The organism is Streptomyces sp. WAC 04229 (genome assembly GCF_003947455.1).
Classification (GTDB): Bacteria; Actinomycetota; Actinomycetes; order Streptomycetales; family Streptomycetaceae; genus Streptomyces.
Genome location: NZ_QHJH01000216.1, coordinates 1 through 11,931, shown reverse-complemented (window position 1 = coordinate 11,931; position 11,931 = coordinate 1). Strand labels below are relative to the sequence as shown.

Here is an 11,931-nt window from a genome sequence, read left to right as displayed (position 1 = left end):
GTGCGGGTCGGGGTGCGGGTGACGGTGCGGGCGGAGGAGTAGCGGTGGCGGGAGTGTGCGACAGCGTTGTCGGGCTGTCGGCCCGACGGCATTGGCATCGGCGTCGGCATCTGCTTCTTGGGGATCACGGTTCCGTGCGGGGGAAGGAGACCTCGACCCTGCGGTTCTTCTTGCGGCCGGCCTCCGTGGAGTTGTCGGCGATCGGGTACTGCTCACCGTAGCCGCGGACCTCGTAGGTGATGCCGGCGTCGTTCAGGGTCGCGGACAGGACGTCGTGCACGGCGTTGGCGCGCTTCTTGGACAGGGTGTCACCGTGGGCGGAGGAGCCCAGGTTGTCGGTGAAGCCGAAGACCCTGACGCGGGTGGCGTTCTGGGTCTTGATCTCCTCGGCGATTCCCGTGATGCGGGACTTCGACTCCTCGCCGAGTTTCGCGCTGTCCTTGCCGAAGAGGACCTCCGCCTGGAGCGCGAGGGTCACGCTGGTGTTGGTGTCCTCGCGGCGTTCGTCGCCGCTCTGCTCCTCCACGACGGATTTGATGTCCAGCACCTTCGCCTGCGCGAGCGTGGCGCCGTCGGGGAGCTTCAGGTCCGGGTCGTTGGGGTCCACGTCCACGGGGGCGGAGGCGGAGGGTTCGGTGCCTGGGGGGTCGTTGGGGTCGTCGTCGGCGTGGGATGCCGTCGTGCCGTACATGGTCGTGGCAAGCATGAGGGTGACCGTGGCCAGGGTGCGGGTGAGGCGCGGGGTTGGGGTCATGGTGGCCTCACCCGGAGATGGAGATGGTCGCGCTGGCGAAGGTCGGCAGCTGGAAGGTGACTTCGGTGGTGTCCGCGGGCGGGGCTGGGAACTGCATGAATACCGCCAGGCGGTCCCCTGCCTTGATCGTCGAGAAACCTGTGGTCGTGAGCGGGCGACCATCCGTGTCCCGCAGCACGTAGTACCGCTTCTTGCTCCTGGAATCGACGAGTGTCGCGCCACCGAGCGACCTGCCGTTTCTGATGATCTCCGTTTCGTTGCCGCTCAGCCCGGATGGAATCGCGACGCTCTTGTCACCATCGTTCTTCAGCTCTCCATTGACCGTCACGAAGCCACCTGAATCACGCTCGGCGGAGGTGATCTGCAGGAGCAGGCCGCTACTGCCGCGCAACTCGGCCAAGGGCTCCTCCGATTCACCCTCCTGGGCACTCGGTCCAGACCCTTCCTCTTTCGAGGCCGACGCCGAAGCCTTCGGCTTCTCATCGTCGCCACCGCTGCCGCAGCCGACAGCGCCGAGGGTCAGTCCGGCCAGGGCGGCCACCACGAGCGCCCCCCTACGGGCCGTCTTCGTGAACCGAATGCTCATGTCTTGATTCCTTCGTCACTCGTCATTCGCCTATGAGTCGGCCAGGTGGACGTCGAACAGATCCTCGGGTTTCGGCAGGTCCACGAGATCCTCTGGGTCCAGATCCCATTCCTCCCCCTCGCACGAGAGGCTGGGCAGGGTTTTGTCACCGGCGTCCTCAGCGGGCAGTTCGAATGAGCACCGGGCCTCGATGACGGCGGTGGCGGACTCCGTGGCCTTCTGCTCCTCTGTACCGGGAACGATGCTGTCTCCGACGGTCCCATTGGTCTCCGCGACGACGGTGTAACCCAGCAGGCCGTCCGGACGACATGTCACGCTCGCGTCGTTGCGGGCCGCGAGCTCGTGAGCCCGCCAGCATCCGCTGGCCACCGGTGCTTCACCATCGAAGATGGCCTGCCATGAGTCGGGGTCGAGGATGTCGGTGAGCCACTGGCCGGCAAGCTGGTCTCGTGTTTCCAAAGCCGCGGCCAGGGCGGCAGCGTCTGCCGCCGTCTGCGCCTCGCTTCGGGTCGCGGCGGCTTGTCCGACCGCGAAGTACGCGAGTGCGAGCAAGAGCAGGCCCCCCACCACCGTGATGTAGATGGGGAACGCCTGCCCCGTGTCGCCACGCCTACGGAGTTGACTCAGCCACCGGTGACTTCGGCGATCTTCGATGTGATCGCGTCGAAGATCGTCTGCCCGATATCCGTCCCCGTGATCGCCAGCACGATCGCCACCACCACCGCGATGATCCCCAGGTATTCCACAGCCGTCTGCCCCCTGTCGTTGCGGGCGGCGGCGCGGGAGTGCAAGTAGGCGGCTGTGGTGTGGAGCCAGTTGGTCATGGTGTTCCCCTCCAGGGTGGACGGCTGCTGTGGGTCGGTCCATCGAGGTCGCCCCGGGTGCGCGGCGGATGTGGGGAGTGGGCGGTCGGCTGGTCGTGCCGGGTGTCGTGTTGTTCACGAACTCCACCCCCCTCGCGCTCCGTTGGGACCCCGACCTGTCGGGAGTACCAGACAACGACTCTCCCACAGCAGATTGCAAGTGCGAAAGGTATTGCACGGAAGTAGCCCGACTGGGCCATAGATCTTTGGTTGTTGACGTCATCGCTTCGTGTGCAGTCGCACCGTGATGGTCTACGCCGCCCCCTTTCACCGGCTGCGTGTCCGACATGGCGTCCTCCTCCCCCCTACTCGCCCGTGATCGTTCCGAAGTCCGTCCCCGAACCCAGGATCAGGCCCGCGCCGAGGAGGATCATCGTGGCCGGGACCATGAAGGTCGTGATCATCATCGTGGCCTTGGGCACCGCCCGCGCGGCCTTGCGGCGGGCGTTCTGGGCGTCGGTGCGGCGCATGTCCTTGGCCAGCGAGACCAGGGTCTCGACGATGGGGGCGCCCAGTTCCTCGCCCTGCTGGAGTGCCGTCACGAACATCGCCACCTGTTCGGAGTCGTTGCGCCGGCGCAGCTCCGCGAAGGCCTGGCGGCGGCTCATGCCGAGGTCCATCTGGCGGAGGGTGATGCGGAGTTCGTCCGCCCAGGGGCCCTCGTACCGCATCGCCACGCGGTCCAGGGCCTGGCGGAAGCCGAGGCCCGCGCTCACCACGACCGCCAGTACGTCCAGGAAGTCCGGCAGCGTGCGCTCGATGACGTCCTTGCGGATGCGGATCGCCGACCATATGCCGACCTCCGTCCAGAACGCGCCGAAGGCCAGGAGGAGGAGGGCGACCACGAGTTGGCCGCGGAGGAGGAAGACCAGGAAGCCCAGCGCGCCCAGGAAGCCGTAGACCGCGCGGCGGGCGGCGTAGCGGTCGATGGTCAGGCCGCCGGGGTTGCCGGCCAGGTCGATCCTGCGGCGGTACCTGGTCACCAGGGCCGGGCCCATCAGGCGCAGAACGGCGGGGGCGTAGCGCATGCCCATGCGGTCGATGAGGGAGTCCACCGGCCCGGTGCGGGTGGAGCCGACCTCCAGGGCGAGGGCGAGGTCGTCGGGGAGTTTCGCCTCCGCCCGGTACATGCGGACGCCCGCGAAGACGCCCCAGACGGCGGCGCCCATGAGGAGGGCGAGGAGCCATTCGGTTCCGGGTCCCATTCCAGCTCCCCTCAGACGTCGATGCGGGAGAGGCGGCGGATGAGGATGAAGCCGACCGCGTAGAGCCCGAAGGCGATGATCACCGCCGCCTGGCCCACCGACGAGCCCGTCATGCGTTCCAGTGCGCCGTCCTTCACGCCGTTCATCAGGAACAACGAGCCGACGCCCAGGACGGGGACGGCGTAGGAGGTCATGTTGACCTGGGAGAGTTGCGTACGGACCTCCCGCCGGGTCTCCTTGCGTTCCTCCAGCGTCTCCGTGAGGTTGCGCAGCGCGCTGACCACCTGGCCGCCCGCGCGGTTGGAGAGGACGAGGGTGGTGACCAGGACGACGAGTTCGCGGGAGGGGAGGCGCTCGGCGAGTTCACCGAGGGCGTCGTCCATCGAGGCGCCGATGGCGAGTTGGTCGGCGACCTTGCCGAGTTCCTCGCCGGCCGGTGCCTCCAGCTCCTCCGCCGCCATGCCGATCGCGGTGCGCAGGGCGAGGCCGGCCTGGGTGGCGTTGGCGAGGATGCGGGCGAGTTCGGGGAGCTGGTTGATGAACTTCTCGATGCGCTTCTGGCGTTGCCAGTTGAGGAACTGGACGGCGGCGCCGATGCCCAGGAGTCCGGCGAGCGGGCCGAAGAAGGGGGCCAGGACGGCCTGGCCCACCAGCCACAGGCCGGCCACCGTCGCGACCATGCAGGCGAAGAACTCGCCGGGCGTGACGTCCAGGCCGGTGGCGGCCAGGCGCAGTTCCAGCTTCCTGCCGAGCTTGGTGCGGCGCAGGCGGCGGTCCAGGGTGGGGAAGCGGCGCCGACGGCCGATGACGGGTATCTGCCCGGTGGCCGCGAGACGGTCGACCAGGGCGGCGCGCTGGGCCCGGCCGGCCGCGTAGGAGTGCAGGCCGACGACCGCCAGGACGCAGGTCAGCAGCGTGATGCCGGTGGTGAGCGTGACGAGCGTTTCCAGTTTCATCGGGCGGTCCTAGCTGGTTTCGTCCTGTGCGTCATGCCTGGTTCCATCGGGCGTCCTACCTGGCCTCTCGGGTGGTGAGCTGGTCCAGGGAGTGGGCGACGCCGAAGGCCTGCGGGACGGGCTGGTTGGCCATGTAGAGGCGCTCGGCGGTGCGGTGCGGGAGGGGGAAGTACTCGTACGCGCCGGGCACGCGGCCGTCCGCGGTCATCGGGCGGGCGTTGAAGCGGGCGACCGTGGCCAGGCGGTACGGCTCGCCCCCGTGGCTGGCCAGCAGGGCGATCTCGGTGATGCGGCGGGCGCCGTCGGCGAAGCGGGTGAGCTGGACGACGACGTCGACGGAGCTGTTGATCTGGTCGTGCAGGGCGACGAACGGGATCTCCACGTCCGACATCGAGGCCAGGGTCTGGAGGCGCATCAGGGCGTCCTCCGCGCTGTTGGCGTGGACCGTGGCGAGTGAGCCGTCGTGGCCCGTCGACATGGCCTGGAGCATGTCCAGGGACTCGCCGCCGCGGACCTCTCCGACGACGATGCGGTCGGGGCGCATACGGAGGGAGTTGCGGACCAGGTCGCGGATGGTGACGCGGCCCTGGCCCTCGACGTTGGGCGGGCGCGACTCCAGGCGGATGACGTGGGCCTGCTGGAGCTGGAGTTCGGCCGAGTCCTCGATGGTGATGATGCGGTCGGACTCGGGGATCAGGCCGGAGAGGGCGTTGAGGAGCGTCGTCTTCCCGGTGCCGGTCGCGCCCGAGACGATGATGTTGAAGCGGGCCTGCACGAGGCCGGCCAGCAGATACAGCATGTGCTCGTCGAGCGAGCCGAGGCCGATCAGCTCGTGCAGGGTGAAGGAGCGCGGGAAGCGGCGGATGGTGAGGGTGGCGCCGGTGAGGGAGAGCGGGGGGATGATGACGTTGACGCGCTCGCCGGAGGGGAGGCGGGCGTCGACCATGGGGTTCGACTCGTCCACGCGGCGGTTGACCGTGGAGACGATCCGCTCGATGGTCTGCATCAGCTGGTCGTGGGAGGCGAAGCGGAGCGGGAGCTGTTCGACGCGGCCGCCGCGCTCGACGAAGATCGCGTCGGGGCCGTTGACCATGATCTCCGTGACGGACGCGTCCTCCAGGAGCGGTTCCAGGATGCCGAGGCCGAGGGCCTCGTCCACCACCCGGCGGATCAGCTGGGAGCGTTCGACCGTGGACAGGACCGGGCCCTCGCGGCTGATGATGTGGCCGAGGACCCGTTCCAGGCGGGCCCGGCGTTCGGCCATCGCGAGGGAACTCATCTCCGCGAGGTCGATCTCCTCCAGGAGCTTGGCCCGGTAGGAGGCGACCAGGTGTCCGTCCTCGCCCCGGCCGCCGTGCTCCTCGGGCGAGTGGATGCGTGCGCGCAGGCTCATGCGTCCTCGGCTCCTCGGTCAGTGGTCCAGCGGCATGGTGGCCGTCCGGGTGGCGGGGTCGAAGTCCCAACCGGGGACGATCGAGGGGATGTCGACGGTGGCGGTGACCGTCACCTCGTCGCCGCCGTACGAGGGCGGGCAGGAGGTGCCGTCCGCCAGCCAGCTGCTGACGGCCGCCGTGCAGGCGCCCTGGGCGCTCTCCTGGAGCGAGGCGCTGCGGGCCCCGGCGCGGGCCGCGGTGCCGGCCTGCTGGGCGGTGTAGGCGATCAGGCCGAGCTGTACGACGGCCATGCCGACGATGATCAGGATCGGGACGAAGCCGAGGTACTCGATGGCCGCCTGGCCACGGTCCGTCGGTCGCCGGCCACCCGGGTCCCTGGAGTACGAGACCTCGGAGTACGAGCCCTCGGTGTACGAGCCCCTGGAGTACGCCATCTCAGTCGTCCTCCTCCTCGACGGCCCCCGCGTGCCCGTGCACGGTGAACGGGAAGCTGACGGTGCCCGGGAAGAGGATGGGGACCTCGATGCGCACGTCCGCGGTGACATAGCCGCCCGCGGTGCCGCAGTCCACTCCGGCGCCCCCCTCCCACGCGCCCGGCAGCTTGTCCCGGCCCGCGTCCTGGCAGGCTCCCTGCCGCGCCCCCCGGTCGGCCGCCGTGGCCGCCCGTACCGCCTCGTCCGCAGCATTCCCCGCGAGCGTGTACGTGTATCCCACGAGAACGAGCTGCCACAGCACCACCAGCGTGGCGACGATCGCCGGGATCATGCCGAGGAATTCGACGGTCACCTGACCGGAGTCCCCGGATCGGCCTGATCCGCCCGATTCGACCGATCGGCCCGACCCACGCGATCCGACCGACCCGACCGATCCACACGATCCGACCGACCCGACCGATCCGACCGACCCGACCGACCCGGCCGATCCATCCCGTAATCCGCTCATCCCGCACCGTCCTTCCGTCGCCGGAAGCTCGCCGAACCGCGGTCGCCGCGGAAGCGGCCGTGGCCCTTGCGGGCCTCGTCGGGTGCGCCGGCCAGGCCCAGTTCGCCGGCGAGGGCCCACAGGGCCTGCTTCACCGTGCTCCGGGAGTCGAGTTCGTGGACCCGGCCGGCGTCCACGGCGCCCTGGAGTTCCTTGAAGTTGGCGGGGACGGCGGTGCCCGCGATCGCGGTGCCGGTGATCCGCTGGATCAGCTGGGGCTGGATCTCCGTACCCCGCGTGTGCCGGTTGACGACCACGGTCGTCTCCTCCGCCTTGCGGATCTGGAGCCGGTCCCACATCCGCACCGTCCGTTTGGCTCCCCGTACGGCGACCACGTCCGGGGTGGTGACCAGGAGCGCGGTGTCGGCCATCTCCACGGCGGCCGCGCCGGCCCCGCCGAGCTGGGCGCCGCAGTCGATGACGACGACCTCGTAGCGCTGGCGCAGGGCGCCGACGATCTGGCGGGCGGCGCGGTCGGTGACCTCCTCGCCGCGTTCGCCCTCGCCGGGGGCGAGCAGCAGGGCGAGGCCGCTGTCGTGCCGGAAGACGGCGTCGGCCAGGACGCGCGGGGAGAGGTCGGTGATGGCGGCGAGGTCGGCCACGGAGCGGCGGAACTGGACGTCCAGGAAGGAGGCGACGTCGCCGGTCTGGAGGTCCATGTCGAGCAGCGCGGTGGGTCGGCCCGACGCCTGTGCGGCCAGGGCCAGCTGGATGGCGGTGAGGGTGGTGCCCACGCCGCCCTTGGCGCCGCTGACGGTGACGACGGTGCCGCCGGCGCCGGTGAAGACGTCGCCGCCGCTGCCGAGGTGCCGGCGTACGCCCACCGACCACTGGGCCACCGCCTGGACGCGGCTGGCGAGTTCCTCGTAGCCGAGCGGCAGGGCGACCAGGCCGCGGGCGCCGTGGTCCATGGCGGCCTGGAAGAGGCCGGGGCCGGGGTCGGAGGTGACGAGGATGACGCCGACGGCGGGGAAGCGGAGGGCGACCTCGCGGATCAGCTCCAGGGCCGGCACCGGGCCGATCCGCTCGTGGACGATCACGACCTCGGGCAGTTCGTCGACCGACTCGGCGGCGAGGCGGGCGAGGGTGTCGACGAGCTGGGTGGAGTCGGCCACCGGGGCGACCGGTTCGGCGTCCGGGAGCTGGCTGAGCAGGGTGGTGAGGGACCGTACGGCGTCCGCGTCGCCGACTGCGGGGAGGATCCTCGTGGCCATACGGGCTCTCACTTGTCCTTCGCGAGTTCGTACGTCCGGTCCTTGTCCGGGACCGTGGTGTCGCCGCCGGGCGCGACGAGCGCGAGCCGGACGCGCTGGGCGAACGACTCGGCGTAGGTGATGCGCTGGGCGTCGATGGTGGACAGTGCGAAGGTGATGGGGACGGCGTCGGTGGGCTCCCGGTCGCGGCTGTTCTCGTCGGGTTCCAGTGAGGTGAGTTCGCCGACGTCGATGACCTTGGCGTTGGTGACGATGATCTTCGACTGGGCGGGGTCGCCCTCGCGCTCGCCCTCGAAGGTGGCGTACACGTTGACGGCCGAGCCCGGCGTGATCTTGCCGGCCACGCCGGTGGCCGCGTCGATCATGATGGCGACCTCCTGCTGCCCGGGCCGCAGGGCGGGCTGGTCGACGATCATGTCGGTCTGGAGCAGCGAGCCCGCCTTCAGTCTCGTCACGGCGATCTTGCCGCGCACCTGGTCGAGGTCGGTGACGGCGTTCTTCGACAGCCAGCGCTCCGGCATCTCGGTCTCCTCGAACTGCCCCTCGCTCAGCGGCGTGTAGGGCTCCACGTCCGACTTGAGCCGGTACGCGGCGACCTCCGGGCCGACCTTGGACTTCACGTCGTTCACGACGGACAGCACGCCGGCGAAGGCGCCGAGGGCGCAGAGGACGGAAAGGATCAGCAGGATGATGCCGCGGCGCTGACGGGAGTTCATGAGCCGTGCAACCTCGTTGGGGGAATCGGTCGGACCGGATCGGATGGCGGGGCGGACGGGGCGCTGGGGACCTACCCGGTGAGAGCCCGTCTCTCACGGCGGCGGCCCAGGGCGGGATCGCGGCGGTGGCCGAGAGCGGGGTCGGCGCCGCGGCCCGGAGCCTTGCCGCCGGGGGCGTCGTAGACGGGCGGTGTGGCCGAGCAGAACACGCAGCGGTCGCCGATGACGTCGATGCCGCACCAGTGGCAGACGCTCTGCCGCACCGAGGTGACCAGTTGGTAGAGGACCGAGAGGTCGGGCAGGTAGGCGCAGAACTCGGTCAGCCGACCGGTCCCCCACCAGCCGGGCGACTCGGCGGGCAGCGGCATCTCGCGCAGACCCTGCACGCGCCAGGCCGGGGCGAGGGTGCCGGTGACCCAGTCGGCGGGGTGCTGTCCCTTGGCGACCAGCAGCCAGGTACCGAACTCGGGTCCGTCCAGGCCCGCTTCGGGGCCGATCTTCACGAGCTGGGGCACGGGGTGGGCCACGACCCCGAACTGGCTGCCGGGCATCCAGGACCTGGCGTGCGTCTTCAGGCCCACCGGGACGTGGTCGAGCCGGGCCACGGAGCCGAGCACGGCGCCGGCGTGGATGTAGTGGGTGAGGAGGCGGCCGGCCGAGGCGAGCACGCCGGGGCTGAGGTCACAGGAGGCCAGCTGGCGCAACTGCCGGGCCAGCACCGCGAGTCCGAGTGGTGGCAGGGACGGCCGGAACAGGGCGATGCGGTCGCTCTCCAGGAGGCCGCGGACGGTGTGCAGCCGCCGCTCCACGCCCGCCGGGGCGGCCTGCGAGCACACCACGACGACGTGCCCGTACTGGTCGAGGAGGGACTGGAACTCGGCCAGCACGTGCTCCAGGGGACGCTGGTCGACGTCCTGGAGCACGACCGCGGGCAGGGTCCGTTCGTCCTGCGGCGGCAGTGCCATGTCGGCACTGGTCACGGCAATGGCAGTTGGCACGCGCGGCTCCCCGTCTCCCCTGCCCGATCGGTCCGTCGGCGGTGCCCCGGCAGACCCGGATGACTTCACTGCGTGACTACGTGAGCACTCTAACCACGCGCTTGTGACCGGAGAACAGCGTTTGTGCAGCTGTAGAACAACTTATGTGACACAAGGCGCTGCAAAACAGGGCAGGTTGAGCATTTCCACGGGGCAGCCGCTGGGCCACGATCCTGGTCCGGACCTACCTCTTGACACCGCAATTGGTCTGGACCAACTTGTACGTCAACGTCCCCACTCCCCCACCGGAGGCCCCAGTGGAGCCCGTACGCAGACCGCTCGGCAGACGGCTCGGCAGACGGACGAAGTTCTGGGCGGGAGCCGTCACCGCGGCGCTCGCCCTCTCGGTCACGGCCGTAGGCCAGGCGTCCGCCGCCGACGTCAACAACGCGAAGAACGCCGGCTTCGAGGCCGGTCTGTCCAACTGGACCTGCTCCGCGAACAGCGGCACGACCGTCTCCTCCCCCGCGCGCACGGGCTCCGCCGCGCTGAAGGCCACGCCGGCCGGCCAGGACAACGCCCGCTGTTCGCAGAGCGTCGCGGTCAAGCCCAACTCGACGTACACACTGAGCGCGTGGGTGCAGGGCGGGTACTCCTACCTGGGCGTGACGGGCACGGGCACGACGGACGTGTCCACCTGGACCCCGGACTCGGCCTCCTGGAAGCAGCTGACGACGAGCTTCACCACCGGCTCCTCGACGACCTCGGTCTCGGTGTACACGCACGGCTGGTACGGGCAGTCGGCCTACCACGTGGACGACCTGTCCGTCTTCGGCCCCGACGGCGGCGGCGGCACGGACCCCGACCCCACGGTCCCGTCGGCCCCGGCCGGCCTGAGCGTCTCCGGTACGACGTCCTCCACGGCGTCGCTGGCCTGGAACGCGGTGTCGGGCGCCACCGGGTACAACATCTACCGGGGCGGTACGAAGGTGACGGCGGTGACCGGCACGTCGGCGACGGTGACCGGCCTCGCGGCCTCGACCTCGTACTCCTTCCAGGTCACGGCGGTCAACGCGGCGGGTGAGTCCGCGAAGTCGGCGGCGGTGACGGCCCGGACCACCGAGCAGGGCGGCGGCGGGGGCGGCGACCTGCCCAAGCACGCGGTGACCGGCTACTGGCAGAACTTCGACAACGGGGCGGCGGTCCAGAAGATCTCCGACGTGCCGGCCGCGTACGACATCATCGCGGTGGCCTTCGCCGACGCGACCGCGACGCCGGGCGCGGTGACCTTCAACCTCGACTCGGCCGGGCTCGGCGGCTACACGGTCGACCAGTTCAAGGCGGACGTCCGCGCGAAGCAGGCCGCGGGGAAGAAGGTCATCATCTCGGTGGGCGGCGAGAAGGGCACCGTCTCGGTGAACGACTCGGCCTCCGCGACCAACTTCGCGAACTCGGTGTACGCCGTGATGCAGGAGTACGGCTTCGACGGCGTCGACATCGACCTGGAGAACGGCCTCAACGCGACCTACATGACGCAGGCCCTGCGCGCGCTGTCGGCGAAGGCGGGCCCGGACATGATCCTCACGATGGCCCCGCAGACGATCGACATGCAGTCCACCTCGGGCGGCTACTTCCGCACGGCGCTGAACGTGAAGGACATCCTCACGGTCGTCAACATGCAGTACTACAACAGCGGCACGATGCTGGGCTGCGACGGCAAGGTCTACGCCCAGGGCACGGTGGACTTCCTCACCGCCCTGGCCTGCATCCAGCTGGAGAACGGCCTCGACCCGTCCCAGGTGGGCCTCGGCCTCCCGGCCTCCACCCGCGCGGCGGGCGGCGGCTACGTGGCCCCGTCGGTGGTCAACGCCGCCCTGGACTGCCTCACCAAGGGGACCAGCTGCGGCTCCTTCAAGCCGTCGAGGACGTACCCCGCCCTGCGCGGCGCGATGACCTGGTCCACGAACTGGGACGCGACGTCGGGCAACGCGTGGTCGAACGCGGTGGGGCCGCACGTGGACGCTCTCCCGTAGGGCGACCGATCCGGCTCAGGGCCCCTGCCCGCGGTGACGCGGGCAGGGGCCTTCCCATGTGATCGGCCCACCGGGCAGGGCGACCACCTGGCGACCCGCCTGCTGTGAGATTCGTATGAAACATTTTCCGGGGCCCGCCGCATCAATGAGGTGAAGGCAGTTCACTGCAGCGGTGGGCCGGGGGGAACGTGTTCATGAGGCAGGGGCGGGCGGACGAGTACGCCGAGTTCGCGGGGGCGCGGGCCGGGCATC

The 11,931-nt window shown here is 70.3% G+C and carries 13 protein-coding genes; 1 reads left to right on the top strand and 12 read right to left on the bottom strand.

The window, feature by feature from the left end; genetic code table 11:
* Nucleotides 1-124: 124 nt before the first annotated feature.
* The 12 genes from DMH12_RS33405 to DMH12_RS33350 all read right to left on the bottom strand — a co-directional run bounded on the left by DMH12_RS33405 (nt 125) and on the right by DMH12_RS33350 (nt 9,634).
* Nucleotides 125-754, bottom strand: coding sequence for an OmpA family protein (locus DMH12_RS33405; RefSeq protein WP_125495114.1), 630 nt, complete (start codon nt 752-754; stop codon nt 125-127).
* Nucleotides 755-761: 7 nt separating this feature from the next.
* Nucleotides 762-1,340, bottom strand: coding sequence for a hypothetical protein (locus DMH12_RS33400; protein ID WP_125495113.1), 579 nt, complete (start codon nt 1,338-1,340; stop codon nt 762-764).
* A 30-nt stretch (nt 1,341-1,370) separates the two neighbouring features.
* The gene (locus DMH12_RS33395) at nt 1,371-1,967 is read right to left on the bottom strand and encodes a pilus assembly protein TadG-related protein (protein WP_125495116.1); all 597 of its coding nucleotides are present in this window, start codon (nt 1,965-1,967) and stop codon (nt 1,371-1,373) included.
* The gene (locus DMH12_RS33390) at nt 1,964-2,164 is read right to left on the bottom strand and encodes a Flp family type IVb pilin (RefSeq protein WP_125495112.1); all 201 of its coding nucleotides are present in this window, start codon (nt 2,162-2,164) and stop codon (nt 1,964-1,966) included. Before DMH12_RS33390 ends, DMH12_RS33395 begins: the two co-directional genes overlap by 4 nt.
* Before the next feature lie 344 nt (nt 2,165-2,508).
* Nucleotides 2,509-3,408 (bottom strand): DUF5936 domain-containing protein, encoded by a 900-nt coding sequence (locus tag DMH12_RS33385; RefSeq protein WP_125495111.1) that lies wholly within the window; start codon nt 3,406-3,408, stop codon nt 2,509-2,511.
* An 11-nt stretch (nt 3,409-3,419) separates the two neighbouring features.
* The gene (locus DMH12_RS33380) at nt 3,420-4,364 is read right to left on the bottom strand and encodes a type II secretion system F family protein (RefSeq protein ID WP_125495110.1); all 945 of its coding nucleotides are present in this window, start codon (nt 4,362-4,364) and stop codon (nt 3,420-3,422) included.
* 55 nt (nt 4,365-4,419) lie between these two features.
* The gene (locus DMH12_RS33375) at nt 4,420-5,757 is read right to left on the bottom strand and encodes a CpaF family protein (protein ID WP_125495109.1); all 1,338 of its coding nucleotides are present in this window, start codon (nt 5,755-5,757) and stop codon (nt 4,420-4,422) included.
* 18 nt (nt 5,758-5,775) lie between these two features.
* The gene (locus tag DMH12_RS33370) at nt 5,776-6,192 is read right to left on the bottom strand and encodes a TadE/TadG family type IV pilus assembly protein (RefSeq protein ID WP_125495108.1); all 417 of its coding nucleotides are present in this window, start codon (nt 6,190-6,192) and stop codon (nt 5,776-5,778) included.
* A gap of 1 nt (nt 6,193) precedes the next feature.
* Nucleotides 6,194-6,523, bottom strand: a complete 330-nt coding sequence (locus DMH12_RS33365) for a pilus assembly protein (RefSeq protein WP_260474434.1) — start codon at nt 6,521-6,523, stop codon at nt 6,194-6,196.
* Between the two features lie 173 nt (nt 6,524-6,696).
* A complete protein-coding gene (locus DMH12_RS33360; protein ID WP_125495106.1) occupies nt 6,697-7,953 on the bottom strand; it encodes an AAA family ATPase in 1,257 nt (418 codons plus the stop codon).
* A gap of 8 nt (nt 7,954-7,961) precedes the next feature.
* Nucleotides 7,962-8,669 carry a Flp pilus assembly protein CpaB gene (gene cpaB, locus DMH12_RS33355; protein ID WP_125495105.1) on the bottom strand — a complete coding sequence of 236 codons (708 nt, stop codon included), beginning with the start codon at nt 8,667-8,669 and terminating at the stop codon, nt 7,962-7,964.
* 71 nt (nt 8,670-8,740) lie between these two features.
* On the bottom strand, nt 8,741-9,634 hold the full coding sequence (locus tag DMH12_RS33350) for a hypothetical protein (protein WP_125495115.1): 894 nt from the start codon (nt 9,632-9,634) through the stop codon (nt 8,741-8,743).
* Between the two features lie 329 nt (nt 9,635-9,963).
* Between DMH12_RS33350 and DMH12_RS33345 the strand changes: the two genes are divergently transcribed.
* Complete coding sequence (locus DMH12_RS33345; RefSeq protein WP_125495104.1) at nt 9,964-11,679, top strand: chitinase; 1,716 nt, start codon at nt 9,964-9,966, stop codon at nt 11,677-11,679.
* The last annotated feature ends 252 nt before the right edge of the window (nt 11,680-11,931 follow it).